Origin of the sequence: Microcoleus sp. F10-B2, from assembly GCF_036704965.1 — a bacterium.
Lineage (GTDB): Bacteria > Cyanobacteriota > Cyanobacteriia > Cyanobacteriales > Microcoleaceae > Microcoleus.
Genome location: NZ_JAUBTB010000099.1, coordinates 1 through 24,167, shown reverse-complemented (window position 1 = coordinate 24,167; position 24,167 = coordinate 1). Strand labels below are relative to the sequence as shown.

The window sequence follows — 24,167 nt, the reverse complement described above, 5'->3', positions numbered from 1 at the left end:
GGCTGCAATGAATGATGAATACATGATGCTTCTTCTCAAATCCTTTTGTCAAGACTGATTGAGATGCTCTTACCCTGGATATGGGTGTTCTTGATTAAGGTAGCGCGGTGGATTGTTTAAAGCTAGTCGGGGATATCCATATTTCCCCGCCTAAGCCCTGTAAACCTTACACCTCAAGACATGATTATTTCCTAATTTAAGGTTTGAAAGTATTAAAAATCGGTTAGGATAGGACCTATCCTAACCGAGCTTTCACATCCTAAAAAATAAACAAGTTACAATAATAAAGTCTTATGGATAAGTACAAACTATTTGTTTTTTGTCATTTTTTATGATACTTCCACTAAGACTATTACTATAAGTCTCGCTACTATTACCTTTAGGAACTGGTGTAAATTCCCATCGTTCTTCAGGTGAAACTTTCTCACTGTCATTAACAAAAATAGTAAAATAATAGTTATTTTTTATAACTATTCCTTTCAAAAGTTCAACAGCGGATTCATCAAAAATAATAGTAAGATTTTGATAATATTTACTCACTAAAATAGCAGTACCATTCATAAAGTATGTTAGTTCTGGATTAGGCTCTAAATTAGACATGAATTTTTTACAATGTAGTTTTTGACACCTATATTTTAACTTATGTCAACAGTTTATGTAAAGACCTCACAATTTAAAACCCGCTAGACACTAACTCTGGCGGGTTTTGTTGGGGGCAACCGCATCACCGCGCTCTCACCGCTCTCTGTGTGCCACCGCTCCCACACCCTCCCAGTTTTTAAAAAAGCTGGGGGTTGCAACGTGCAAGTGTGAAGCAAAACAGCTAGACCGCCACCGCTCCAATCCGATCGCCCCGACCGACACTGCCAGCTACCGCTAGACCCGCGCTAGACCTGCGACCCGTGCCTGTGATGCAACTCTGCCAGCCTTGCCACTGCCACAGGTGGAATCATCCCAAAACCCGCTAGACCCAGCCAGATGGTGCATTTTGTAGCCTTGCTTGTGGTGTCGGGGCGATCGACTTGACACGGGGCGATCGGACAGTGCTACCCAGCTTGTTAATTCAATGAAAATCACTGCGGCTGCCACTTCCCTCGGATGTGTAAGTATTTTAATAACAATAGCAATCCTGGAAGGTAAAAGATGATACAAGCCCACAAACAAAAACTTACCTTTGAAGAGTACCTCACCTATGAGGACGACACCGACAACCGCTACGAATTAATTGACGGAGACTTAGTAACATTGCCACCAGAATCTGAACCCAACAACGCCATTGTCAGCTATCTGTTTTTAGTCCTCGTCAATACTGGCATCCCTTGGCGGTGTATCAAAACACATATGTGCGAAATCCAAGTTCCGATCCTGGGCGAGGGCGACGCAGCTAACCGTTACCCCGATTTGGTGGTTTTGCGGCCAGAACACATCTTGCTGACAGCATCTAGGCTAACTATCACCCTTGATATGCCGCCTCCTCAGTTGGTTGTCGAGGTTGTTAGTCCAGGTAGAGTTGGGCGCGATCGCGATTACATTAGTAAACGAGCTCAATATGCAGCGCGGGGTATCCCTGAATATTGGATTGTTGACCCTCAAGAGCAGATAGTAGCGGTACTTCAACTAGAATCGGGTGAGTATGTCGAAGTTGGGATGTTTCAAGGGGAACAAACACTTGTTTCTCCAACATTTCCGCAGTTGAATTTAACGGCTGGACAAGTTTTGGGAGGAGAGTTTCAGTTGTAGAATGCGCCAAATTGCATAATTTTCACCTAAGCTACCTTGGGGCAAATTTCGACTTTGACAGTCATACCTACTTTATTGAGCATTGCAATCAGACTGTCAACGGAAAACTGCCCTATTTTACCTTGAGTTAGAGCTGTGATTCGATCGTTGGACTGTTGGAGATGTTGAGCCGTTTGATCGAGAGTCCAACCGCGCTCTTTAATCTGATGAGTCAGGGCGAGAATTAGTTGCGATCGGATTAGTAAGTTATCAGCTTCTTCAGATGAGAATCCGAGGTCTAGAAAGATATTATCGACTGCTTGGGTAATAGTATTTTCGCTCATTGTTCCGGTTCTCTTGAGTTTAAACGATTTTGTAACAAATCTTGGTAGCGTTTCTGCCCAACTTCGATATTTTTCTTGGCTGTTTTCTGAGTTTTCTTTTGGAAGGCATGGAGCACATAAATAGCTTCTTCAAATCTAGCAATATAGAAAACCCGATAGGCATTTTCTGTCCGAATCCGAATTTCTTCAACGCCTTTACCTACGATCGACATCGGTTTAAAGTCTGGTGGTTGTATGCCCTGCTGGAGAGTCCAAAGTGAAAAACCGGCTTCTTTTCGGGCATCTTCAGGAAGAGATTGGATTTCTTCGCGGGCAGGGCCAACCCACCGAATCGGCTTGATGGTCATCGAGTTTGTTGAGAATCGAATACTGTGACAATTATACTCAAGTATTGCCTTAAGTATTTTATGTCTTCAGCGCTCTATGTCGGTTAGTTCAGCCGCCGATTTGAGACATGGTGCGGCTGTAATTTCCTTGAGTAGTTCCCGAATCGCGCTGCTTGAAATTAATCTCCGGTTTAATCTCTAATATGTGCCGCACTCGATCGCGCAATTCGCTTGTAGGAGTCCCGCTACGTAAAGCAGTTTTTAAGTCAATTTGCCCGGTTTCGTTCAGCAGACAAGGCCGCAGCCACCCGTCAGCAGACAAACGCATCCGGTTGCAGCGATCGCAAAAACACTCGGACATTTGGCTAATAAATCCTAAAGTGCCCTTCGCCCCCGGAATTTGAAACACATCCGCCGGCCCGTTACCGCGCACTCCCGACTCGGCTAACCCGTATTTGTCGCTAATTTGTTGCCGCAATTCGGCTGATGCTACCCAACCTTTATCGCCAAATAAATCCCCATTGCCGATCGGCATAAACTCAATAAAACGAACGTGCCAATTCCGGTTAATTGTTAACGCCGCTAAATCCAATATTTCGCCGTCATTCACACCGGGAATTACCACAACATTCAGTTTCAGCGGGTCGAATCCTGCTTGATAAGCCGCTTGAATTCCCTCCCAAACCTGCGTCCATCGCGATCGTCCCCGACTGCCAATTATTTTATCAAAAGTCTCCGGTTCCAAGGAATCCAAACTAATATTAATCCGGCGCAAACCTGCATTGTAGAGATTTTCCGCCATTCCCGCCAGCAAAAAGCCGTTAGTTGTCATTGACAAATCTCGCGTTTCCGGCAAAGATGCGATCGACCTCACCAAATCCACCACCCCAGGCCGCAGCAGCGGTTCCCCTCCAGTCAAGCGAAACTTGGTAAATCCCACGGGTATAAAAACTTCCCGCAGCAGAGTTAGCAATTCCGAGTGAGTTAACAACTGCTGCTGCAATACATAGTCCAACTCGCTACCTTCCGGCATACAGTAGAGACAGCGGAAGTTGCAGCGGTCTATCAAGCTAATCCGAAGGTAGTCTACGGCATCCATGTCAATAGTTTGTAATATTATTTAATTATAAATGGCGATCGCATTTTCTGCAATTATTGATAGAAAGCAAAAAACCTGCATCGATTTCTCTCTTTTCTCTTACTCTGTGCTCTCTGCGTCCTCTGCGGTAAAAAAAAAAAATCTAGTTTGCAAGTCTATACATCTATGACATTCTTTGAATTTGAAGCTGATTTTGTCGAAGCTTTGCGCTGCATCCCCATGCAAGTACGTCTCAAGTTAGATACTTGCGGCATTAAATTGAAGTTGCAGGATTGGAATCATTTTAACCAAGCAGAACGGCAAAGTCTTGTAGAGTTACCTTGCTTGACAGAATCAGAAATTATTGATTACCGAGAAAAGCTAAATCAAATATTAATTCAACAGACAGGCAAACCAGGAACTGATTTGGCTGTTGATGAAAATCCCCCGTGGATGGATGCTGCAACTGTACCGGAGTCGGTTTCTGCAAAAGCGCAAGAGCTCGGCGTGACAATTTCTTTGGCCCAGTGGGCGAATTTGCAGCCTCTACAGCGATTTGCTTTGATTAAGCTTAGTCGATCGAGCCACGAGAATAAAAATTTCATCCCGGCGCTTCAAGAGTTTAAGGTTGTTGAATGAGATCGAGTTTCGCACGAACCGTTTCCAGAACCGGATTACCCGATCGCGATCGCAGGTACACAATAGGACAGCCAGCAGTTGACGCCGGGCAGCAGCCCTCCGATCAGTGATCCGCCACTATCTATCGCCCCTCGCTAAGAACAGCAATTTCTATTTGACCTGAATATAGCAAACAATTAGAATTGTCTGGAGTAAAAAATACACTTTGCCTTTTGTCAGGTTATGACGAGACAATATTACAAATGCTTATGTCCGCAGCCGAAACACAGTAGCTGTACCAGGGGCGATCGGTCTATGACACAACCGTTGCCCTGCTATGAGCGTAAAACCTTTATGGAGTGAGGGTTTGTAACGGTTCTGCACGCTTGCCTGGCCCCAGTACCTCAGGCAGACCGTTCTGAGAAACCGATCTAAAAATTCATTTTTTTTTAAGTTATGTTACCCGTGCATGGTATTATTCGATCTGAAGTGTACGAGCTGTAACGTTTGTCACACTTGTCGCTACAAGACGGTTTCAACCGAATTAATTGTAGTGGGAGTCAACTAACACCGACTGCTTTAAAAGTCAAGTAACCTTGTCAGATCAATCTCGCGCATCCACCGCCCAAACGCAGGACATCTCTCAGACAGGTTCGTCCGAACCGGAGTCCACTGATGCTATGCAAGATTTCTACAAACTTCAGCAACAGTTGTTTGTAGTCACACTAGCTTTCACAGGAATAATTTTTATCTCTGTGTGGATTTTTTATTCACTCAACATTGCCCTAAATTACTTGATTGGGGCGATCGTAGGTGTGGTTTACTTGAGAATGTTGGCCAAAGACGTTGAGCGCCTCGGCCCGCAAAAGAGGAGTCTGAGTAAAAATCGGTTGGCTGTATTTATTGGGTTGATTGTAGTAGCAACTCAGTGGAATCAGCTACACATTCTGCCCGTATTTTTGGGATTTCTGACATATAAGGGCGCGCTCGTCTTTTATATGCTGCAAAGCCTGTTCGTTCCCGATCCCGTCAATGGGTCAGGCAGTCGGTGAACCCTCCACTGTGTGAACTTCTTGTGAATGGAAATGCTAAATGTCTTAAATGCCTTTAATGCTCTTCCCTTCGCTGTGTTGGAAGTTGGCAAGCATTTCTACTGGCACATAGGCAATCTCAAAGTTCACGGGCAGGTATTCATCACCTCCTGGATTGTGATTGCTCTCCTCCTGATAGCTTCCCTGGCGGCAACTCGCAATATGCAGAGAATTCCGCGCGGAATGCAAAATTTCATGGAGTACGCCTTAGAATTCATTCGAGACTTGGCTAGAAATCAACTCGGCGAGAAAGAGTACCGTCCCTGGTTGCCATTCATTGGCACTTTGTTCCTGTTTATTTTTGTATCGAATTGGTCGGGGGCCTTGGTTCCTTGGAAACTAATTAAGTTGCCAGAAGGCGAACTAGCAGCTCCGACCAACGACATCAACACGACGGTAGCACTTGCTTTGCTGACTTCTCTGGCATATTTTTATGCGGGTTTCAGCAGGCGGGGTTTGGGTTACTTTACTAAGTACATCGAACCAACCCCAATTTTGTTGCCGATCGCCATCTTGGAAGATTTCACCAAGCCTCTTTCCCTAAGTTTCCGTTTATTTGGTAACATCTTAGCGGATGAATTAGTGGTAGCGGTGCTGGTGCTGTTAGTTCCCCTGTTTGTACCTCTGCCCGTAATGATGTTGGGTCTGTTTACCAGTGCGATTCAAGCTTTGGTATTTGCCACCTTGGCAGGAGCTTACATTCACGAAGCATTGGAAGGACACGGCGACGAACACCACGATTAACACTCTGGAATTGGTTAATGGCTAATAGCGATATGTCAGAAATCAGCAGTCCAACGACTAATGACTGATGACTAATTACCAATTACCAATTACCAATTACGCACTATCTGTTTTTCAATCTGTACACAAAGTTAAGGAAAATTATCATGAATCCGACAGTTGCTGCTGCTTCAGTTATCGCCGCAGGTTTAGCTATTGGTTTGGGCGCGATCGGACCTGGCATCGGTCAAGGTAATGCCTCGGGTCAAGCAGTAGAAGGTATTGCCCGCCAGCCGGAAGCAGAAGGCAAAATTCGCGGGACTCTCCTGCTGAGCTTAGCATTCATGGAATCCCTGACCATCTACGGTCTAGTTATTGCATTGGTGCTGCTGTTTGCTAATCCCTTCGCTTAATACTGAAGGACTGCAAAAAGGGGCGGATGTCTTTCCGCCCCAAAACCAAGGAGGAACTAAAAGTGTTTGATTTTGATGCAACTTTGCCCTTTATGGCGTTGCAGTTCCTAGTTTTGATGGTAGTCCTGAATGCTGTTTTCTATAAGCCCCTGACAAAGATGCTCGACGAGCGGGATGAATACATCCGCACCACTCAACTGTCGGCTCAGGAACGCTTGGCGAAAGCTCAGAAATTAGCGCAGGAATACGAACAAAAACTGGGAGAAACTCGCAAACAGTCTCAAGCAGTAATTGCTGCGGCTCAAGCAGATGCCCAAAAAACCGCGTCGGCAAAAGTAGCTGAGGCTCAAAAAGAAGCTCAAGAGGCGCGAGAAAAGGCAGGACAAGAGATTGAGCAACAAAAACAAGAGGCAATGCGCTCGCTGGAGCAAGAAGTAGATGTCCTGAGCCGACAAATTCTTGAAAAGCTATTAGGCACTGCACTGGTCAAATAGCTCTATCGAACAGTTTTAGATTTTGGGTAAATGCTCGAATCTAAAATCGGTTCACCAAACCTGCACGCGCAATTATGGAAGAGTATCATGGGGACTGTTTTATTGCTAGCCACAGAAGCTAGCGGCGAAGGTGGTTTCGGTTTAAATTTCGATATTTTAGAAACCAACCTGATTAACCTGATCGTTGTTATTGGATTGCTGTTTTACTTCGGGCGCGGCTTTTTAGGGAACATCCTCAGCGAAAGACGCTCCGCCATCGAAGAGGCGATTAAAGAAGCAGAAACTCGCCAAAAAGATGCAGCAGCAGCTCTAGCAGAACAACAGCAGAAATTGACTCAGGCCCAAGCAGAAGCGGAACGGATTCGATCCGCTGCTGAAGAAAATGCGAAGAAAGCCAAAGAAGCAATTCTAGCTCAGGCAGCGCAGGAAGTTGAACGCATGAAAGCAACAGCAGGTCAAGAGTTGGAAGCAGAGCGGGAAAGAGCGATCGCCCAACTCAGATCGGCAGTTGTATCTATGGCATTAGAAAGGGTGGAAGGCCAGCTAAAAACTAGCTTGAACGAAAACGCTCAACACCAATTAATCGATCGCAGCATTGCCTTACTGGGAGGCTAGAAAGTGAGTAAAGTCAGCACCGAAGTCTTACAGCCTTACGCATCCGCTTTGATGTCACTGGCTAAGTCTAACAACCTCTCAGAGCAGTTCGGCGAAGATATCCGCTCCTTGCTGAACCTGCTAGAAAATTCGGAGGAACTGCGCCTGTTTCTAGGCAGTCCTCTGGTGAAACCGCAGGATAAAAAAGCCGTCATCGATCGAATAGCGGGGTCAGAAATGAACCCGTTGATGCAGAACTTTTTGCGGCTGTTAGTAGACAAAGGACGGATTCTTTTTTTAGAAGGAATTGGCAAAAAATACTTGACCGAACTCCGAGAACTCAACCAAACTGTTTTGGCAGAAGTTACCTCGGCTGTCCCGCTTTCAGACGCTCAGCAGCAAACTGTTCGCGAGAAAGTGCAGGCGATGACAAGCGCAAGGCAAGTAGAAATTGAAACCAAAATAGACGCAGATTTAATCGGCGGAGTCGTGATAAAAGTAGGCTCTCAAGTGATTGATGCCAGCCTGCGAGGACAATTGCGCCGCTTGGGAATTCGATTGAATTCTTAATAGTTAATAGCTGATAACTATTAGCTAATTTAGTTAGGGGTTAACTGTTAGTAGTTTTGAACAACTGACAATTGACAACTGACAAGGGATAACTGACAAATAATAACTGACAACTGACATGGCAGCAATCAGACCAGACGAAATTAGCAGCATTATTCGCCAGCAAATTGAGCAGTACGACCAAGATGTTAAAGTTTCTAACGTCGGTACGGTTCTGCAAGTAGGCGACGGCATTGCCCGGATTTATGGCTTAGATAAAGCTATGTCCGGGGAATTGCTAGAATTTGCCGACGGCACCGTTGGTATTGCACTCAACCTCGAAGAAGATAACGTCGGTGCAGTGTTGATGGGCCAAGGCCTCGGCATCGAAGAAGGTTCGGCAGTTACTGCTACTGGCAGAATTGCTGAAGTCCCCGTGGGTGAAGCAATGTTGGGACGAGTAGTTGATGCTTTGGCCCGTCCGATTGACGGCAAAGGCGAAATTAAAACTACTGAATCTCGCTTGATTGAATCTCCGGCACCGGGGATTGTTTCTCGCCGTTCTGTTTACGAACCGATGCAAACAGGAATTACCGCTATTGATGCGATGATTCCGGTGGGAAGAGGACAGCGGGAACTGATTATTGGTGACAGACAAACAGGTAAAACTGCGATCGCGATCGACACGATTATTAACCAAAAATCGGAAAACGTGATCTGCGTTTACGTGGCGATCGGTCAAAAAGCTTCTACAGTAGCTAACATCGTCAACGTCCTGCAAGAAAAGGGCGCGATGGACTACACGATCGTAGTAGCAGCCAACGCTAGCGACCCCGCAACCCTGCAATATTTGGCTCCCTACACAGGTGCTAGCTTAGCTGAGTATTTCATGTACAAAGGCAAGCACACTTTGGTCATTTACGATGACCTTTCCAAACAAGCACAAGCTTACCGCCAAATGTCGCTCTTGCTGCGCCGTCCTCCCGGTCGCGAAGCTTATCCCGGAGACGTGTTTTACCTGCACTCTCGCTTGCTAGAACGCGCTGCTAAATTGAGCGACGATTTGGGCGAAGGCAGCATGACTGCTTTGCCAATTATCGAAACCCAAGCTGGTGACGTTTCTGCTTACATTCCGACGAACGTAATTTCGATTACCGACGGTCAAATCTTCCTTTCTTCAGACTTGTTTAACGCTGGTTTGCGTCCGGCAGTAAACCCCGGTATTTCGGTATCGCGGGTAGGTTCGGCGGCTCAAACTAAGGCGATGAAAAAAGTAGCCGGTAAGGTGAAATTGGAATTGGCGCAGTTTGAAGAACTGGCAGCATTTTCTCAGTTTGCTTCTGACTTGGATAAAGCTACTCAGAATCAATTGGCGCGCGGTCAACGCTTGCGGGAACTGTTGAAACAGCCCCAAAGTTCGCCTCTGCCGATGAACGAACAAGTGGCTGTAATCTATGCCGGTATTAACGGCTATATGGATGACATTCCTGTGGAAAAAGTCAACAAGTTTACTGTTGGTTTGCGCGACTATTTGCGGACTAGCAAGCCGAAGTACGGCGAAATTGTTCAAGGCGGAAAAGCCTTGACTGATGAAGCTGAGAAGCTGCTGAAAGAAGGCATCGCTGAATACAAGCAAAGTTTTCTAGTTTCTGCGTAGAAAAGTAGAAATTTTGAACCGCAGATGAACGCGGATTAACGCAGATAATCTGAAGTCGATCTGCGTTACTCTGCGTTAATCTGCGGTTTGAATTAAGAAGATGCGGGCAAGGATGTAAGGAGAAAGTTATGGCAAATCTGAAAACTATTCGCGATCGCATTAAGTCGGTCAAGAACACTAAAAAGATTACAGAAGCAATGCGCTTGGTGGCCGCTGCTAAGGTGCGCCGCGCTCAAGAACAGGTGACTGCTACTCGGCCTTTTGCCGATCGACTGGCAGAGGTATTGTACGGTTTGGCGGAACGCTTGCAGTTTGAAAACCTGGATTCGCCGCTGCTGAAAAAACGCGAAGTGCGATCGGTGGGACTGTTGGTAGTTTCGGGCGATCGGGGTTTGTGCGGCGGCTACAACAGCAACATCATCAGATACGCCGAAAATCGCGCTAAGGAAATCAAAGCTGAAGGCTTGGACTACAAATACGTGTTGGTAGGACGCAAAGCTACTCAGTATTTCCAGCGCCGCGAACAGCCGATTGATGCTACTTACGCTAACTTAGAACAAATTCCCACAGCACCGGAAGCCGCGCAAATTGCTGACGAATTGCTTTCCTTGTTTTTGTCGGGAACTGTGGACAAAGTTGAGCTAATTTACACCAAGTTTGTGTCGCTAATTAGTTCGCGTCCGGTAATCCAAACCTTGCTGCCCCTCGACCCCCAAGGTTTTGAAGTGCAAGACGATGAAATCTTCCGCTTGACTACGAAAGGCGGAGAGTTTCAAGTATCGCGCGAAAAGGTTTCTGCACCTACTAAGAAGAGTTTGCCCCGCGACATGATTTTCGAGCAAGATCCGGCGCAAATTCTGGATGCTCTTTTGCCCTTGTATTTAAACAACCAATTGCTGCGGGCTTTGCAAGAGTCTGCAGCTAGCGAGTTGGCTGCGCGGATGACGGCGATGAACAATGCTAGTGAGAATGCTAGCGATTTGATCGGTAGTTTGACGCTGACTTATAACAAGGCGCGGCAAGCGGCAATTACTCAGGAAATCCTGGAAGTTTGCGGCGGTGCTGAGGCTTTGAAGGGTTAGGTTAGGGTTGACAATTTGTTGATTTTATGGTAGGCGTCTGAGGGAACTCAGGCGCTTTTTTTTGGGCGAAAAGATGATTTTCTTGACCTCTGTTTCTCCTACGCCAAACCCTGCGACACAAACCCCGCCCAATTATAGGGACTGACAAACGGCAATTCTTGCCGACCAAGCCAGTCTAAACGCAATCGCACATTTTTGACAATTTCTGCTTGTTTTTCTCCTTTTTGTTGCTCAAAATAATCCTCTAACAGGGGTTTATATTTACTAGATAACTCATCACCTGTCAAGTTGCGTAGCTTAAATTGTGCTTTTTGCAGCGCTTGCGATCGGCTATTATCCTGCTTTTCTTGATAATATAAAATGCAAAATAAAGCGGTTGCTAAATCATCTACAGCCCACAAGGTACTGACCACATTTCGCGCACCCGCACAGAGGAAACCGCTAGCAATGGAGAGCGGATCGTCGGTAATTTGGGTAAAAGTTAAATTAGTTTCGCAGCAGGAGAGGAACACTTCGGCTAAGTCGGTAAATCTCCAGGTAAAAACACGACCGAGGTTGATATCGCCATCAAATAAATGCAGTTTTGATTCTAGGGAATTATTCAGATCGGCACTGGCGTGATGGCTGGAATGAAGGACTTGCACTTGGTTGAGTAAGTTGTGATAGTTGCCGATCGTCGCTTGCTCATATTCGAGGCGGGAATTTTTATCAATTTGGTGCATGGTTGCCAGGGTTTCGCACTCGTAGCCAGTGAAAACGAGGTCGCCTGTGGCATTTTCTACGATTCCCATTGTCGCAGGTTTGAGGTTGCCTCGCTGGTGGCAAAAGTTGAGAATTTGGCAACTGGGAACGATGCGGAGGCGGAATTTATCGCTGAGGTATTCTGGTTGTTTTTGGGGCGGGGTTTTGGCAGGGGTGATGGTGGGTTTGCTCAGAGGTTTTAAGCCGCGTGTTTTGTCGGAAGCTGTATCACTTTGGGGAATGGGAATCTCGTTTAATGGTAAGGCAGCAAAGGGGATTTGATGCAGGTACAGGTGAGGGATAATAATCAGTTCTTTGATGCCGTTGAGATGTTGGGAAATTAGTTGATTAATTTGCAGGCGGTTAGCGAGTTCTGGGAGAAATTCACCCATTTGATTTTTCCATGCGGTTTTGTTTTCGACATAAGGCCTTAACCAGTTGTTCAATAGCCAATTTTGCAAGGTTTCAAGTCCTTGACCTTCGCAGGTGTGGAGTTTGGTTGCTTGACTTTGGCGCAAGATGAAAATGTGGGTATGCTCAGCAGTGGTGTAAAAATTGAGGATGGCGGTTTCGGCATCGGGAATTAAGGCTTGCATCTGGTCGAAACTGAGGGGGGCTGGTTGCAATTGAGCCGCCAAAACTTGGTCTTTGCTGCGAATTTTTAGCCAAGCTTGCTGTTTTTCTGCTTCTAATTCTTTAATTTTTTCGATGATAGCGTCGCCGTTGGGGATTGGTTGGCGAGTGGCGGCGATCGCTTTTGTACCGTCATTTTCAGAAATACGCAAGCGATCGCTTTGTTGTTGCAGGCGATAGTATGCTTCGACTTCGGGGGGAATTTCGCCTTGGGGGTAGAGGTCTTTGCTGGCGAATAAGTCGGCGAGGTGGCGCGATCGGGAGCGATCGGCGGTTTCGACGGCTTTATCGTATTGTTTGAGGTTAATGTAGCATTGGACGGCGTTGGCGTAAACGGAGATGGCTTCTGCAATGATTTCTTGGCGGCGTTTGTCGGTGGTTGAACCTTTGCGGAGTTGTTCGACTGCTTTTATGGCGGGTTCGTATCCTTCTAAGGCGAGTTGCCAGTCGCCTTGGGTGAAGCCGATGTTCCCGAGGTTTTGACCTGCTGGAAAACATTCGACTGGCATGGTTTCGGGTATGGCAATTTTGAGGCTGTCTTGATATTTCTCAATGGCTTTCTCTGTTTGCTGCAATTGGCGGTAAGCATTGCCAATGTTGTTGAGAGAAATTGCTTCTCCTTGGCGGTCTTTGATTTCCCGACTAATAGCTAAAGAATCTTCGTGGTAATTGATCGCTAGTTCAAATTCTCCGAGAAAGTCATGAGCATTGCCTAAATTTCCCAGAGAATTTGCTTCTCCAAAAATATCTCCGATTTTCTGACTAATAGCTAAAGACTTTTTGTGGTAAGCGATCGCTTGTTCGTATTCTCCCAGAGAGCAGCAAGCGCTGCCTAAACTTCCCAGAGAATTCGCTTCCCCAAGGTGGTTTCCAATATCCAGAAAAATAGCTAAAGACTTTTCGTAGAAATCAATCGCTTCTTTAAATTTTCTCAGAGAGCGGCAAGCATTGCCTAAATTTCCCAGAGAACTCGCTTCACCAAGGCGATCTCCGAGTTCCCGACTAATAGCTAAAGACTCTTCCTCTTTAGCGATCGCTAGCTCATATTGTCCTAGAGAGTTGTAAGCACTGCCTAAATTTACCAGAGTAGCCGCTTTCCCTTGACGGTCTCCTATTTTTTGGCAAAGAGCTAAAGACTCTTCATAGGAAGCAAATGCTTCTTTATATTGTCCCAGAAAATAGTAACCGTTGCCTAAATTTCCTAGAGACTTCGCTTCCCCTTGACGGTCTCCAATTTCCCGATAAATGGCTAAAGACTGTTGTTGTAAATCGATCACTCTTTCATATTCTCCCTGAGAGGCGTAAGCGATGCCTAAATTTACCAGAGTAGCCGCTTCCCCTTCACGATCGTGAACAGCTTGATAAATGGTAAGACACTGTTGCCAACACAGAAAAGCGACCAACTGGCTAACGTAATATTGCTCAATTCCCCACTGTAATAAAATATCTGCTGTCTGTTTCCTGAGCGCTGTTTGCTGATGCTCGCAACCCATAAATTCCCCTAGTTTCAAGGCAAGATTAGTTAAAAATTCAACCTCATTTCGGTTGCCGTTATCAGAGAATTGTTTAGCAACCACAATTATCATTTGCAAAAAATTGGGTTCTAGTAACTCTAAATGTGCGTTTAAGATTTCCAGTGTTTTCGCACTGGGACATTCGAGCAGTTTTTGGATGAGTTGCCAATAGGCGGCGCTGCGATTTTCGTACATTGTTATTTTTCTTCTTCCTTCTATGCGAGCATGGGACTATTTGGGATGCTATCTGATAGCTGATAAACCAGGTTTGTTAAACTCTAAAATGTTCAAAAATCACATTAGTGCATAAACTTATCGTTTATGTTATAATTTAATTCCACCTTAACTTACCCTGATAAATTGCCTTGGATTATAACTTTGATTGGAATCCTGCCAAAGAAAAGCAAAATATTCGCAAGCATCAATTAAATTTCCGTTTGGCATCAACTGTTTTTCGCGATCCTTATCAATTAACAATCTATGATGAAGAACATAGTCAAGATGAAGATAGATAGATTACCATAGGCTTAGATGAAACAGGAGTTTTAAGGGTTGTTATCTATACTTTTGAACATACCGATCGCACCTCCTGTATAATTCGGATTATTTCAGCCCGTAAAGCTAATATCACTGAAAGCCAAGCTTATCAAGAGAGGCAATTATGAAATCAGAGTATGACTTTTCCAAAGCAGATCAAGGCAAGTTTTATCACCCTGATGCTACGTTTCATTATCCCATTTATCTCGAACCCGATGTCGAGGAATTTGTGACTAAAATTGCTGAGCATAAAAAGATTGAGGTGCAAGTTTTGGTCAATGAATGGCTGAGAAATAACATTAAACTAATTCAAAGTATTGAGTAGGTTAGAAACCTAACCTCAAACATGATTCCCTCTCTCTAAACTTCCTATCCAACAGGAGTTAAAACCCCTGTCTCAGAGCTGCGAGTCCTCTTGCATAGGACTAATTCGATTGTTTTCCAATCAGTTTTAACCGACTTTAGCTATTAGGCAGGGATTAAAATCCCTGACGGGATGCTTGACGAAATGACTTACGGCTATTTTTCCACCACCTCAAAGCTTTGATAAAACACTTGCCAATTATCTTGTTTTTCCAATTGTTCAAATAACTCTTTAAGTCGTTCAGCATTCCATTCCGGCAAAGCTTCCTCTTCACGGGGAATCAACCAAGGTAAACTCACAGGCTTCTCCACAGCAATTGCTAAAAACTCCTCCTTTACCAGTTTCCCAAACTTAAAATTTGTCTTGCTCTCATCTTGATCTGCCCAAGAATCTTTTTGAGGCAGCAAAATGGGCGGTTTCTCGATAATAGGATGCGGTGCATAGGCAGAAGATGGACAAAGCAAAAATTCCCCATCTTGGCTGCGATTCAACAACAGCAATTGAGAATTATCAAATTCTAAATTAATCACCATCCAAAGCGACTTTTCTGCGGGAATCGTTGGCGTAATTTTCTGCACCGCAGGGGGAGGCGGGGGCAAAATGACGGCTCTAGTTCCCCTTTGCACAGATGCCATTTCCTCTTTGGTTAAAAACTGTAGCCAATTGGGATGGGATTTAGCTTTTTCCTGCAAAATTTGCCAGCCATTTTCATCAAGCCACCGCAGGTATTTATGATGCCACAGCCAATCATAAACGACTTCCCAAGTACCTTTTTCTCCCTTTTTTCCATTCAGTAAGCTATCAACATCAACCCCATCGGTTCTCATTTCCGCTTCATATAGACCTGAAATTGCTTTTTTGTGTTCGGTTTCTAATCTCCCTACCATTGCACTCACAATATTTTGCACCGTTGTGCCGATTGAACTTGCATAATTTACACATCCAAGAAGAGGATCTTTTGGCATTAAGTTTTCAGCAATTTCTTTGTGTTGAACTGCAATAGGGCGATTTTTATCGAAGCGCAGTGGGAAAAATAATGACTCTCTATCATTAAACGCCGGCTGCGTTTTCATTTCTGCGGCAATGTCGTCAAGAAACTTTTTTTGTTCAGGAGTCATCGGGATACCTCTGGTTATGCAACGAGCGAAAAACCTGGTTTCTGAAACCTCTCTTTCAATCTAGCACATCCCTAGTAGAAAGAAAAGGCACTCAAATCATCAAACTATTTCAACTATTTCGACTATTTCAACTAAATAAAATAGAAAAACTAACTCGCTATAAAAACAACTACGTCAAGGGTATTGCCAACTATGTCAACTTTTTTATGGTGAAACTATCAACCTTAAATTTTAACCAAAAGGAAGTTGATTATGAAGCTGACACAAGCGCAAAAAAGATTCCATCGCTACGCCACTGTAACTGGGCTTGCCGAACCTTTAGCAAACGAAAAAGATTGCCAACACGCATTATGGCAACGGACTCACTATCAATTTGAAAAACAACCAAGCACCTATGACCCCTCAGAACATGAAGAAAAGCTGATTCAACGAGCAGTACAACTGCAAAATGAAGGTTTCACCGTCTATGTTGAAAATCAAAATTCATTCAAATATAAAGGTCAAAATTTTGATATCTGCGTTGCCGGCAGGCCAGACATTATTGCTACCAAAGATGATTGGGCTGTTGTCGAAGATATCAAAACCGGCAAGCGCAAAGATTCCCATAAAATGCAAGTGCTTCTCTATATGTCAATGTTGCCCTTTGCCCCCGAAACCAAAAATCTGTTTAAAGGTCACATTCCGCACGGGCGCTTAGTTTATCGAGATGGCATTTTAGATATTCCCAAGTGGTATGTTAATGAGCAATTTAGACAGCGTTTGCAGCAGTTAATTGCCATGCTTTGTAATTCTCAACCTCCCAACCCAAAACCTAGCGATTGGGAATGTCGCTATTGTAAGGTTCCCTCTGCGTGCTGTTCTGTAAAAATGAGCCGAGGAACTGATTTATTTGCATAAGTCGATCGCCGGAAATACCCGTAATGCCGACAACCGATAGGTTAAAAGCTGTCGCTATTAGAAGCAAGTCAGCCTGCGTTGCTCGGCCTGACGGCGTTACAGTATAATTTCAGCAGTGTCGGTCAAAGTGCGATCGGCAAGGGCGATCGGTCATAATAGTAACAAATGAGTTTGATAAAAGCGAGGAAATAACTATGGTCACTGCTACTGCTGTACAGGATAATTTTACTTTAGAAGAGTTCATCACCGAGCCTCCCGACAACATGGAATTGGTAGACGGCAAACTTGTGGAGAAAAATGGCATGACACTAAAGACGGGTAAAATTCAGTTAAGCCTGGGGGATGCTTGGAAAAATTACAAAGATTCTAGCGGACAAGGTGGAGAGGCTTATGTCGAGGTTCCTTGCCGCACTAACCGACAAATTCGCCGCCCCGATGTCGCTTATCTCACACCCGAATTAGTTGCACAATTTGGCAATCTTGCCACTTTACCCCAAAGTTTCCCTTTAGTTGCCGAAATAGTCTCACCCACCGATATCGCTGAAGATGTATTTCTCAAAGCACAGGAATATTTAGAATCTAGCTGTCAGGAAGTTTGGCTAGTTTTTCCCGAAAGTCGTTTAATATTTGTCATGACTCAAAATGAAATATTGACATTTAGATCCGGCGATACCGCCAGTACCCAACAAATCCTGATCGGTTTTAGCATCGAAGTCGATCGATTGCTAGCTTAAACTAAATTCTACAACCTTTCATTTAGCAGCACGCGACACACAACTCTCCTCTACCCGTTGCACCAGTTCTTAAATCAAATTGCTACAATATTCTTAAGACTCCCCCAGTCCGCCTTCGCGGACTTCGTTTGTAGAGCATCAGAATTCTATTCGGTGGTATTTAATTAATATCCCACGATTATCGGAGCAAACCGCCATGTCAGACGACTTTTCCTTAGACGAGCTTTTAAATAGAAGTTACTACGCCTTCAAAGAGGCAGAAAACCAAGTGGGACAGTGCAATGTTTTAGTCATCGGCAAAACCGGCGTCGGCAAAAGTACCCTGATAAATTCCGTTTTTCGCCAACGCTTAGCAGAAACCGGAGTCGGCCGTCCCATCACTCAAGGCATTCGCCAATATACCAAACCGAATTGCCCAATTACAGTCTACGATACTCCCGGACTCGAACTCAATGCCGAACAAATTAAAGTTATTCAATTAAACGTTGCTAAACTGATTGAAGACCAAAGACTCCTGCACCCCAAAGAACACATTCACGTCATCTGGTACTGCATCAATCACAGCGCCAATAGAATAGAATCTGTGGAGGAAAACTGGCTAAAAGAAATGGAAGTCAAAGATGTACCAGTTCTTTTAGTGCTGACTCAGACGACATCTAAAAAGCCGGGCGAGTTTTTCAAGCAACTGGAACACATGAATTTGCCAGTCAGTCAAATCATTCCCGTCATGGCTGAGCCGGAAGAAATAGATGAGGATTATACAGTAAAATCTCACGGTTTAGATAAGTTGGTAGATGCAACTTTTCAACTGCTGCCGGAAGTAGCTAAAAAAGCTTTTGTTAAAGAACAAATTGCTAATATTGCGCTCAAATCCGATATGGCATTTAAGTATCTAAGTGCTTATGTTGCAGGTTCTGCAATTGTCGGTGCGACTCCTGTACCCTTTGCTGATGCGCCGATTTTGATGACGATGCAAACGGCAATGATTGCTAATATTACTGTGATTTTTGGAATGCCCTTTGATAAGGGGTTTATTTCGGCGATGCTGTCTGCTATTAGCGGCACAGGTGGGGTGACTGCTGTTGGCAGAAGTATTGTTACTAATTTGATTAAAATGATTCCTGGTGCGGGTACTGTTGTCGGCGGTGCTATCTCCGGGGCAACGGCGGCAACTCTCACGCTTGCCCTCGGTTTGGCTTACATTGAAGTGCTTAAAGCTTATATGAAAGCTCAAATTAATGGAGAACAACTTTCTTTGCAGCAGTTGACAAAGATGTTTGTGGATTTGTATAAGGATTATGCGACTTCGGGGCGTAAAACTTTGAAGGATGAGAAACAGAATCAACCTAAACCACCCAATCAAATTAATATTGAATAAATTTCTGATTGGTTGTTGTCCTTGTAGGGGCGGGTTAACCAACAATATATAACTCTCACCAAAAATCTATATAAACCCGCCCCCCACCACGGTAAATCTGAAGGTACATTTCGAGATATAACAATGACAAGCATTAGACATCTCCCAAAAAGCCTGTGAAGAACAGCCTTTCCGGCCTGTGCCACAATAATTATGGGAGATGTCTAATATATATAAACCCGCCTCCACCCACGCTAAATCTGAATGTAAATTTTGATAGCTTGTGGGATGGGGCGGGTTTTCGAGATTGTTTTTTTTAGGCTCAGATTATTGGTGAACCCGCCTCCACCCACGGTAAATCTGAATGTAAATTTTGATGGCTTGTGGGATGGGGCGGGTTTTCGAGATTGTTTGTTTTAGGCTCAGATTATTGGTGAACCCGCCCCTACAAGATTTAATATTATACAAGTCTGAATCTAACTTGGGATGTGTATTTTTGTAAAACAACTCGGTTTCTGAACTCCGATGCGTCCGCGACTATAACTTTTGTAAAATTGCACAAAAGCACCAACAGCGGTAAAATACTGATTGCTTTGTTTCCAAATCTAGCGTAAATTCCAATTGGGGAATTAAAACCAATAATTAAAATATGTCTAAGACTTACACTGTTGAATTGATCCACCAAGGCTCTACCTATACCGTAGAAGTACCCGAAGATAAACAAATTCTCCGCGCCGCCAACGCCGCCGGCATTAAGTTGCCGAGTTCTTGCAATGCAGGGGTTTGTACTACTTGCGCTGCTAAAATTATTGAGGGTCAAGTCGATCAAGTTGATTGCATGGGCGTTAGTCCCGAACTTCAGGCAGAAGGTTATGTGTTGCTGTGTGTTGCTTATCCCCGATCGAACTTGAAGATAGAAACAGAAAAAGAAGACATTGTGTACGATCGCCAATTCGGTAAATCCTAGGACTAAACTAAAATTGACCTAAGTACCGTTAGCGGTAAAACCATTATGGATCGCCCTATGACCACCCATTTCATTTCCGCAGAAGTTGACCTCCACGAGACAGCCGAGCAACTGCACTCGGCTATTGAAATTGAACTGCAAAAGTACGGCGAACCCCTGCGGTGGGCAGTCACAGACGTGGATGTCGATCGGCAAAAGGCTGTGGTAGAAGGCTACGTGCTCGTGGAAGCATCCCCCGCAACATCGTGAACCCCCGCCCTTTGACAGTGGTTTTGATAGTCCCCACAGGCGTTGGAGCATCGATTGGTGGGTTTGCAGGAGATGCGCTGCCCGTGGCTAGGGCGATCGCCCAAATTTCAGACACCCTGATCACTCACCCCAACGTCCTCAACGGCGCTCAACTTTATTGGCCGATACCTAACGCTCTCTACGTTGAAGGTTACGCCCTTGACAAATTTGCTGCCGGATGCTGGGGACTGCAACCAGTACATCAAAATCGCATCGGCTTAATCCTAGATTCTGCGATCGAACCAGACTTGCAGTTGCGACACTTGCAAGCCGTTGATGCTGCTAGAGCTACATTGGGCTTGAATATAACGGATTGTGTTTTAACCGATCGCCCTCTGCAAGTAGAATTGCGTATTTCTGAATCTGGGGCATCCTGGGGAACCATCGGCAATCCCGACAGTTTATTGCGCGCTGCAGAAAAATTGATCGAACAAGCCAGAGTAGAGGCGATCGCAGTTGTAGCCAGATTTCCCGACGATGAAGGCAGCCTCGCCCTCGAAAACTACCGCCGCGGCAAAGGAGTTGACCCCCTCGCCGGCGCGGAAGCTGTGATCAGCCACCTCATCGTCAGGACGTTTAAAATCCCCTGCGCCCACGCCCCCGCGCTTTCCCCACTTCCCCTCGATCCGCACCTGTCTCCGCGATCGGCTGCTGAGGAAATCGGCTATACTTTCTTACCTTGCGTCCTTGCCGGCCTCAGCAAAGCTCCCCAATTGGTAGCGCCAGAAAGCCAGCAGCACAATCAATTATCAATTACCGCCGATCGAGTCGATGCAGTGGTGATACCTGCCACAGCGTGCGGAGGCAGTGCTATCCTGAGTTTGAGCGGGCGATCGTCCGTACAAATCATCGCTGTGGGCGATAACAAAACCCAGATGCAGGCGACTCCAGAAAAACTCGGAATCAAAGCTTTGCAGGTAAACTCATATTTAGAGGCGATCGGAGTTTTGGTCGCTTTGCGAGCCGGCATCAGTCCAGCTTCCTTGGGTGCAGACATCTCCTCCCTGCGTTGTTTGTCTGACTCAACAAAACAAATCTAAAATCTCAAACCTCAAATCTAAAAGTGATTAAGTGGCAGAAAAACTTCCCGGAAATCCTGAAATTGAACCCTTGACGCGCACCCAAGTTTTAGTAGCAATGGGCGTGACAGCAATTATGTTGCTGGCGGTAGCTAAATTGTGGTTGCTATTTGGATCGGTATCGCTTTTGCCAGTCAAATTGATAGGAATGGACTTGCTCAAAGGATGTGCGATCGGATTGGCAATTACAGGCTGCAGTGCGATCGTTTATCGCCTCTGGCCGGGTTATCGCCGGAGTGCAGACATTTACTTGGAAGTAGTGCTCAAACCTTTGTTTTGGCCGGATTTAATTTGGCTGGGACTGCTGCCGGGACTTAGCGAAGAATTGCTATTTCGAGGCGTAATGCTGTCTGCTTTGGGATTGAATGTTACCGGTATAGTTTTATCGAGTTTTTGTTTCGGCATTCTGCATTTGGGAGGCATGGATCAGTGGCCTTATGCTGTTTGGGCAACGGCTGTCGGATTGCTGTTGGGTTACAGCGTTTTAGCTACTGGGAATTTGTTAGTGCCAATTACGGCTCATATTTGTACAAATTTGATTTCTAGCTGTGTTTGGAAGTGGGAAAATAATGTGGTGAAGCGGTAGCTCGATCGCAATTCCAAAGCGATTGAAATCGCGCCTGCGCTGAATATAGCAATAAATGCCAACGCGCAAGGGGGTTTTTAGGTTGAACGAACCGCGAAGACGCTAAGGGCGCGAAGGAAGAGGAAGAGTTCACAGAGGTGAAAAGGTTTTAACCGCCGAGTTCTATCTGTGTTAAGGCAGTTTGTAGCTGCTCGATCGCACAATCAACTCACCTTGACGCGGATCGCGGCTGAAGATAAAAGCTCCTTCTTGAGTTTCGCCGCTTGACAAAAAATCAATTTGCTGGTCGCCGGATTCTACAACTTCACCGTTGACGCGCAATTCGGCAATAATTTGCACTGATTCGGCTGTTTCGCCGCCCGTATTAGTTACTGCAAACGGCACGTAAAATTGCCCTTGAGTTTCGCGAATAGGCGTGTTCCGACTGACAGAAATAACCGGAGGTTCCTGCTTTTTAGTCACCCAGTTGTAGAGTACGAGTCCGATGAGGATAGAAAGGATCGAGCAGGCGATCGCAAATGCCACCCATTCAGCAGGAGTTCTTTTTTTTTGCTGTTCGTTATTACTTTCACTCATACCGCCAACCTCCCCGCCGCGCCGCCAACAGCCGCCGGCAATCCCAATACTAACGTATAGTTCAACCAAATCGACCACGGGTCGTCAAAAGTGAGTTTGTGGAAGAAAAACATCATAAATGCAGAAGCCGCCAGCGACACTAAATAGGCCATGACAGTTTCGCTGAGGGGACGCTGAAAAATCCCTTGCTGCTGCTGCCGTTTTGCTTGATAAGTAAAGCCTGCTACAAATACAATACCGTAGGAAATTAGCAGCGAAGCGGCGATAATTGCTAATTGCCTAGGTGGCGAAATACCTGCCGCTAGCATGGGAATTTCGTCAGTTGGGGCGATGTTGAAAGCAACGATCGTCGCGCCGATTAAAGTAGCGCCGATATCTGCTAGAGTTGCATTAATGGTAGGTTGCTTTTCGCTGTCTGAAGTTTGATAGCGATCGCCGCTCAAGAAACCGTTTGCCAGGGCTACTCCCAACGCAAACGGCAGACCTTCAAAGATGATTTTCCCCAAAGTTTCTTGCAGCGGAGTCTCCGGCGTAATTTCCCTGAGCAAAAACAGGACAAATGCCGCGCAGACAATGCCGATAGCCATCGCTTCTACGGTATCGATTGCAGCCTCTAGCCAGCGAATGTCTTGAGTTTTGCGAAAACCTTCCGTGCGAGTCAGCAAGAAAACGACGAGAAAAGTAGTTGCGATCGCGATCGACATTTCCGCTGGTTTAGTATGCGAACCGATCCACCAAACCTCCATCGTATAAAGCAACGGAATTCCGAACAAAAAGCCACCCGATGCACCTCGAATGATGTCGTTTAGTTCATTTAACCACTGATTTTTGCGTCTTTTTGATTTGTTCATGTTTTAGTGAAAACGCACCTCAAAAATTTGGCAAGTCAATAATTTTTAAAACCTGCTCAAATAGAATACCATATTTGTTGTGTTCTTTCTCTAACTTGCGTCCAGTCGCTAGCGGTTAAAATTCCCAATCGACGATTGACCAAACGCTTTTCTATTGTGTTCACCTTATGCAGCCGAACCACTGACGAACGCAACAAACCTGCCTGCTCCCATTCTACAATCTCAACATCAAAAACTGTCCTAGTTGTTTGACTTGTCTTGTCACTCGTGCAACAACAATATCTTGATCTCCTGTATCCAAAAGTACCAGCACAGGACGGAGTTTTGATGTTGTTACATCGGCAAAAGGTAGTGCCAGTAAGAGAACTTCTCCTGATTGATAATTTGGCATATTTCAAATATTGTCGTAGATAGCATCTTCCTCGCTGTAGCCAGCCAATAATTGCTCAGCAGCAAGGATCTGCCAAGCAGCGTTTTCCTCTTCTTCATCTTCTTCTGTGTCAGTTGGTTCTTTTACCAGAACAATAACTCTGACTGCTTGGTTAGCTGCCAAGTGTTTTAAGAGAGTATCGGGAAATTCTATTTTCCCTTCATCTGTGACTTTTGCTGGAAACTCGTAGGCTTTCATGGTAGGTTTTAATCTGTATTTAACAGAATTTTATTAAGGCAGTTATAGTGCGAATTTAATCTCAGGATACTCTCCCAAAGCTTCGTTGACAACAATCTGTTTTCCTTGAATATCTGCCCCTAATTGTTAATTGGCATTGACTAATTCAATTCCATAAATAGTACCGTCGGGGGCAATGTCCAAATTCATTCGATCGCTAACCTGGATAGTTTTTACCTGTGCGGTTTTTTCTTGCAGGTATATATAAGCTACCTTGTATCTCGGATCGTAAGTCAGTTTCACCGGAACCTCCTGCTAAAAAAAAATTAACAATTACAGCGCTCATCATCCAGTCTTCGTCTTCCTTAGCTGCGATCGCCTCTACTTTCACTCTAGCAATTCTAGGTTTTAAATAGCGACAAAAAATTAAACGCTAGCCAGATAGACTTGGGTGTCCTCAGCCGGACGGGCTGGCGGCTATTTTTGCAGTGGCCGGATTATATATTTAACACTCCGCCAAAAATCTCGCGGCCCCTGACAAAAATCCCGCTGGAAATTAGATTTTAGATTTTAGATTTTGGAATGAACAAGCTCAGCAACGAGTTCTTTAAACAGCAACTTGACTGCTTT

At 45.0% G+C, this 24,167-nt stretch carries 31 protein-coding genes; 19 read left to right on the top strand and 12 right to left on the bottom strand.

The features are described from left to right. Positions 1-291: 291 nt before the first annotated feature. Positions 292-600: a hypothetical protein gene (locus QUA99_RS27425; RefSeq protein WP_333243022.1), complete on the bottom strand. Its 309-nt coding sequence runs from the start codon at positions 598-600 to the stop codon at positions 292-294. Positions 601-1,143: 543 nt separating this feature from the next. Here QUA99_RS27425 and QUA99_RS27420 point away from each other — a divergent pair. Continuing rightward, entirely contained in the window at positions 1,144-1,740 is a 597-nt protein-coding gene (locus QUA99_RS27420) for a Uma2 family endonuclease (RefSeq protein WP_333243019.1), read from the top strand. Between the two features lie 26 nt (positions 1,741-1,766). Here the strand turns inward: QUA99_RS27420 and QUA99_RS27415 are convergent, their stop codons facing one another. The 3 genes from QUA99_RS27415 to moaA all read right to left on the bottom strand — a co-directional run bounded on the left by QUA99_RS27415 (position 1,767) and on the right by moaA (position 3,488). Next, entirely contained in the window at positions 1,767-2,063 is a 297-nt protein-coding gene (locus QUA99_RS27415; RefSeq protein ID WP_333243016.1) for an XRE family transcriptional regulator, read from the bottom strand. Continuing rightward, the gene (locus QUA99_RS27410) at positions 2,060-2,410 is read right to left on the bottom strand and encodes a type II toxin-antitoxin system RelE/ParE family toxin (RefSeq protein ID WP_194061434.1); all 351 of its coding nucleotides are present in this window, start codon (positions 2,408-2,410) and stop codon (positions 2,060-2,062) included. Before QUA99_RS27410 ends, QUA99_RS27415 begins: the two co-directional genes overlap by 4 nt. Positions 2,411-2,498: 88 nt before the next feature. Beyond that, positions 2,499-3,488, bottom strand: a complete 990-nt coding sequence (moaA, locus tag QUA99_RS27405) for a GTP 3',8-cyclase MoaA (RefSeq protein WP_333243014.1) — start codon at positions 3,486-3,488, stop codon at positions 2,499-2,501. A 165-nt stretch (positions 3,489-3,653) separates the two neighbouring features. Here moaA and QUA99_RS27400 point away from each other — a divergent pair, with 165 nt between their 5' ends. From QUA99_RS27400 to QUA99_RS27360, 9 genes are all read left to right on the top strand, one after another. Continuing rightward, complete coding sequence (locus QUA99_RS27400) at positions 3,654-4,106, top strand: nitrate reductase associated protein (protein WP_333243011.1); 453 nt, start codon at positions 3,654-3,656, stop codon at positions 4,104-4,106. A 575-nt stretch (positions 4,107-4,681) separates the two neighbouring features. Next, entirely contained in the window at positions 4,682-5,137 is a 456-nt protein-coding gene (locus QUA99_RS27395) for an ATP synthase subunit I (RefSeq protein ID WP_333127601.1), read from the top strand. Between the two features lie 27 nt (positions 5,138-5,164). Further along, a complete protein-coding gene (gene atpB / locus QUA99_RS27390) occupies positions 5,165-5,920 on the top strand; it encodes a F0F1 ATP synthase subunit A (protein WP_333243008.1) in 756 nt (251 codons plus the stop codon). 146 nt (positions 5,921-6,066) lie between these two features. After that, on the top strand, positions 6,067-6,312 hold the full coding sequence (atpE, locus tag QUA99_RS27385) for an ATP synthase F0 subunit C (protein WP_172184535.1): 246 nt from the start codon (positions 6,067-6,069) through the stop codon (positions 6,310-6,312). A gap of 26 nt (positions 6,313-6,338) precedes the next feature. Next, positions 6,339-6,806 carry a F0F1 ATP synthase subunit B' gene (locus QUA99_RS27380; protein ID WP_015175642.1) on the top strand — a complete coding sequence of 156 codons (468 nt, stop codon included), beginning with the start codon at positions 6,339-6,341 and terminating at the stop codon, positions 6,804-6,806. A gap of 87 nt (positions 6,807-6,893) precedes the next feature. Further along, positions 6,894-7,421, top strand: coding sequence for a F0F1 ATP synthase subunit B (locus QUA99_RS27375; RefSeq protein WP_333243025.1), 528 nt, complete (start codon positions 6,894-6,896; stop codon positions 7,419-7,421). Positions 7,422-7,424: 3 nt separating this feature from the next. Beyond that, a complete protein-coding gene (gene atpH, locus QUA99_RS27370; RefSeq protein ID WP_333243006.1) occupies positions 7,425-7,970 on the top strand; it encodes an ATP synthase F1 subunit delta in 546 nt (181 codons plus the stop codon). 118 nt (positions 7,971-8,088) lie between these two features. Further along, positions 8,089-9,606, top strand: a complete 1,518-nt coding sequence (gene atpA, locus QUA99_RS27365; protein WP_333243003.1) for a F0F1 ATP synthase subunit alpha — start codon at positions 8,089-8,091, stop codon at positions 9,604-9,606. Positions 9,607-9,734: 128 nt separating this feature from the next. Further along, positions 9,735-10,688 carry a F0F1 ATP synthase subunit gamma gene (locus tag QUA99_RS27360; protein WP_333243000.1) on the top strand — a complete coding sequence of 318 codons (954 nt, stop codon included), beginning with the start codon at positions 9,735-9,737 and terminating at the stop codon, positions 10,686-10,688. A gap of 98 nt (positions 10,689-10,786) precedes the next feature. On the opposite strand, the gene QUA99_RS27355 is transcribed toward QUA99_RS27360, so the two are convergent. Then, positions 10,787-13,771, bottom strand: coding sequence for a CHAT domain-containing tetratricopeptide repeat protein (locus QUA99_RS27355; RefSeq protein WP_333242997.1), 2,985 nt, complete (start codon positions 13,769-13,771; stop codon positions 10,787-10,789). A 170-nt stretch (positions 13,772-13,941) separates the two neighbouring features. Here QUA99_RS27355 and QUA99_RS27350 point away from each other — a divergent pair, with 170 nt between their 5' ends. After that, a complete protein-coding gene (locus QUA99_RS27350; protein WP_333242995.1) occupies positions 13,942-14,091 on the top strand; it encodes a BrnT family toxin in 150 nt (49 codons plus the stop codon). Between the two features lie 146 nt (positions 14,092-14,237). After that, on the top strand, positions 14,238-14,438 hold the full coding sequence (locus QUA99_RS27345) for a hypothetical protein (RefSeq protein WP_333242992.1): 201 nt from the start codon (positions 14,238-14,240) through the stop codon (positions 14,436-14,438). 194 nt (positions 14,439-14,632) lie between these two features. Here the strand turns inward: QUA99_RS27345 and QUA99_RS27340 are convergent, their stop codons facing one another. Then, complete coding sequence (locus tag QUA99_RS27340) at positions 14,633-15,595, bottom strand: hypothetical protein (RefSeq protein WP_333242989.1); 963 nt, start codon at positions 15,593-15,595, stop codon at positions 14,633-14,635. A 252-nt stretch (positions 15,596-15,847) separates the two neighbouring features. On the opposite strand from QUA99_RS27340, the gene QUA99_RS27335 reads away from it, so the two are divergent. The 7 genes from QUA99_RS27335 to QUA99_RS27305 all read left to right on the top strand — a co-directional run bounded on the left by QUA99_RS27335 (position 15,848) and on the right by QUA99_RS27305 (position 21,503). Continuing rightward, positions 15,848-16,492: a PD-(D/E)XK nuclease family protein gene (locus QUA99_RS27335; RefSeq protein ID WP_333242986.1), complete on the top strand. Its 645-nt coding sequence runs from the start codon at positions 15,848-15,850 to the stop codon at positions 16,490-16,492. A 194-nt stretch (positions 16,493-16,686) separates the two neighbouring features. Further along, a complete protein-coding gene (locus QUA99_RS27330) occupies positions 16,687-17,226 on the top strand; it encodes a Uma2 family endonuclease (RefSeq protein WP_333242984.1) in 540 nt (179 codons plus the stop codon). Positions 17,227-17,422: 196 nt separating this feature from the next. Continuing rightward, positions 17,423-18,604: a GTPase gene (locus tag QUA99_RS27325; RefSeq protein WP_333242981.1), complete on the top strand. Its 1,182-nt coding sequence runs from the start codon at positions 17,423-17,425 to the stop codon at positions 18,602-18,604. A gap of 628 nt (positions 18,605-19,232) precedes the next feature. Further along, positions 19,233-19,550 (top strand): 2Fe-2S iron-sulfur cluster-binding protein, encoded by a 318-nt coding sequence (locus QUA99_RS27320; RefSeq protein WP_333242979.1) that lies wholly within the window; start codon positions 19,233-19,235, stop codon positions 19,548-19,550. A 57-nt stretch (positions 19,551-19,607) separates the two neighbouring features. Beyond that, a complete protein-coding gene (locus tag QUA99_RS27315; protein WP_190738159.1) occupies positions 19,608-19,799 on the top strand; it encodes a hypothetical protein in 192 nt (63 codons plus the stop codon). Next, positions 19,796-20,878: a DUF3326 domain-containing protein gene (locus QUA99_RS27310; protein ID WP_333242976.1), complete on the top strand. Its 1,083-nt coding sequence runs from the start codon at positions 19,796-19,798 to the stop codon at positions 20,876-20,878. The genes QUA99_RS27315 and QUA99_RS27310 overlap by 4 nt, the downstream gene beginning before the upstream one ends. 31 nt (positions 20,879-20,909) lie before the next feature. Then, positions 20,910-21,503: a CPBP family intramembrane glutamic endopeptidase gene (locus QUA99_RS27305; RefSeq protein WP_333242974.1), complete on the top strand. Its 594-nt coding sequence runs from the start codon at positions 20,910-20,912 to the stop codon at positions 21,501-21,503. A gap of 171 nt (positions 21,504-21,674) precedes the next feature. Here QUA99_RS27305 and QUA99_RS27300 read toward each other — a convergent pair whose 3' ends face one another. The 6 genes from QUA99_RS27300 to QUA99_RS27280 form a co-directional block, all read right to left on the bottom strand. Then, positions 21,675-22,079, bottom strand: coding sequence for a TIGR02588 family protein (locus QUA99_RS27300; protein ID WP_333242970.1), 405 nt, complete (start codon positions 22,077-22,079; stop codon positions 21,675-21,677). Continuing rightward, positions 22,076-22,930, bottom strand: coding sequence for a TIGR02587 family membrane protein (locus QUA99_RS27295; protein WP_333242968.1), 855 nt, complete (start codon positions 22,928-22,930; stop codon positions 22,076-22,078). Before QUA99_RS27295 ends, QUA99_RS27300 begins: the two co-directional genes overlap by 4 nt. Before the next feature lie 56 nt (positions 22,931-22,986). Further along, positions 22,987-23,151: a hypothetical protein gene (locus QUA99_RS33285; protein ID WP_445251048.1), complete on the bottom strand. Its 165-nt coding sequence runs from the start codon at positions 23,149-23,151 to the stop codon at positions 22,987-22,989. Next, positions 23,145-23,321 carry a hypothetical protein gene (locus QUA99_RS27290; protein ID WP_333242965.1) on the bottom strand — a complete coding sequence of 59 codons (177 nt, stop codon included), beginning with the start codon at positions 23,319-23,321 and terminating at the stop codon, positions 23,145-23,147. The genes QUA99_RS33285 and QUA99_RS27290 overlap by 7 nt, the downstream gene beginning before the upstream one ends. A gap of 3 nt (positions 23,322-23,324) precedes the next feature. Continuing rightward, positions 23,325-23,558, bottom strand: a complete 234-nt coding sequence (locus QUA99_RS27285) for a hypothetical protein (protein ID WP_333083708.1) — start codon at positions 23,556-23,558, stop codon at positions 23,325-23,327. 126 nt (positions 23,559-23,684) lie between these two features. Beyond that, the gene (locus tag QUA99_RS27280) at positions 23,685-23,840 is read right to left on the bottom strand and encodes a DUF2283 domain-containing protein (protein WP_333242962.1); all 156 of its coding nucleotides are present in this window, start codon (positions 23,838-23,840) and stop codon (positions 23,685-23,687) included. Positions 23,841-24,167 lie beyond the last annotated feature (327 nt).

What these genes read in the sequence shown, in the direction of transcription:
- QUA99_RS27285 (WP_333083708.1), bottom strand. Translation starts at nt 23,558, where the DNA reads ATGAAAGCCTACGAGTTTCCAGCAAAAGTCACAGATGAAGGGAAAATA.
- QUA99_RS27345 (WP_333242992.1), top strand. Translation starts at nt 14,238, where the DNA reads ATGAAATCAGAGTATGACTTTTCCAAAGCAGATCAAGGCAAGTTTTAT.
- QUA99_RS27315 (WP_190738159.1), top strand. Translation starts at nt 19,608, where the DNA reads ATGACCACCCATTTCATTTCCGCAGAAGTTGACCTCCACGAGACAGCC.
- QUA99_RS27335 (WP_333242986.1), top strand. Translation starts at nt 15,848, where the DNA reads ATGAAGCTGACACAAGCGCAAAAAAGATTCCATCGCTACGCCACTGTA.
- QUA99_RS27400 (WP_333243011.1), top strand. Translation starts at nt 3,654, where the DNA reads ATGACATTCTTTGAATTTGAAGCTGATTTTGTCGAAGCTTTGCGCTGC.
- QUA99_RS27325 (WP_333242981.1), top strand. Translation starts at nt 17,423, where the DNA reads ATGTCAGACGACTTTTCCTTAGACGAGCTTTTAAATAGAAGTTACTAC.
- atpA (WP_333243003.1), top strand. Translation starts at nt 8,089, where the DNA reads ATGGCAGCAATCAGACCAGACGAAATTAGCAGCATTATTCGCCAGCAA.
- QUA99_RS27425 (WP_333243022.1), bottom strand. Translation starts at nt 600, where the DNA reads ATGTCTAATTTAGAGCCTAATCCAGAACTAACATACTTTATGAATGGT.
- QUA99_RS27330 (WP_333242984.1), top strand. Translation starts at nt 16,687, where the DNA reads ATGGTCACTGCTACTGCTGTACAGGATAATTTTACTTTAGAAGAGTTC.
- QUA99_RS27355 (WP_333242997.1), bottom strand. Translation starts at nt 13,771, where the DNA reads ATGTACGAAAATCGCAGCGCCGCCTATTGGCAACTCATCCAAAAACTG.
- atpE (WP_172184535.1), top strand. Translation starts at nt 6,067, where the DNA reads ATGAATCCGACAGTTGCTGCTGCTTCAGTTATCGCCGCAGGTTTAGCT.
- atpB (WP_333243008.1), top strand. Translation starts at nt 5,165, where the DNA reads ATGGAAATGCTAAATGTCTTAAATGCCTTTAATGCTCTTCCCTTCGCT.
- QUA99_RS27320 (WP_333242979.1), top strand. Translation starts at nt 19,233, where the DNA reads ATGTCTAAGACTTACACTGTTGAATTGATCCACCAAGGCTCTACCTAT.
- QUA99_RS27380 (WP_015175642.1), top strand. Translation starts at nt 6,339, where the DNA reads ATGTCTTTCCGCCCCAAAACCAAGGAGGAACTAAAAGTGTTTGATTTT.
- QUA99_RS27415 (WP_333243016.1), bottom strand. Translation starts at nt 2,063, where the DNA reads ATGAGCGAAAATACTATTACCCAAGCAGTCGATAATATCTTTCTAGAC.
- QUA99_RS27410 (WP_194061434.1), bottom strand. Translation starts at nt 2,410, where the DNA reads ATGACCATCAAGCCGATTCGGTGGGTTGGCCCTGCCCGCGAAGAAATC.
- QUA99_RS27300 (WP_333242970.1), bottom strand. Translation starts at nt 22,079, where the DNA reads ATGAGTGAAAGTAATAACGAACAGCAAAAAAAAAGAACTCCTGCTGAA.
- QUA99_RS27295 (WP_333242968.1), bottom strand. Translation starts at nt 22,930, where the DNA reads ATGAACAAATCAAAAAGACGCAAAAATCAGTGGTTAAATGAACTAAAC.
- QUA99_RS27375 (WP_333243025.1), top strand. Translation starts at nt 6,894, where the DNA reads ATGGGGACTGTTTTATTGCTAGCCACAGAAGCTAGCGGCGAAGGTGGT.
- QUA99_RS27360 (WP_333243000.1), top strand. Translation starts at nt 9,735, where the DNA reads ATGGCAAATCTGAAAACTATTCGCGATCGCATTAAGTCGGTCAAGAAC.
- QUA99_RS27420 (WP_333243019.1), top strand. Translation starts at nt 1,144, where the DNA reads ATGATACAAGCCCACAAACAAAAACTTACCTTTGAAGAGTACCTCACC.
- QUA99_RS27340 (WP_333242989.1), bottom strand. Translation starts at nt 15,595, where the DNA reads ATGACTCCTGAACAAAAAAAGTTTCTTGACGACATTGCCGCAGAAATG.
- QUA99_RS27290 (WP_333242965.1), bottom strand. Translation starts at nt 23,321, where the DNA reads ATGCCAAATTATCAATCAGGAGAAGTTCTCTTACTGGCACTACCTTTT.
- moaA (WP_333243014.1), bottom strand. Translation starts at nt 3,488, where the DNA reads ATGGATGCCGTAGACTACCTTCGGATTAGCTTGATAGACCGCTGCAAC.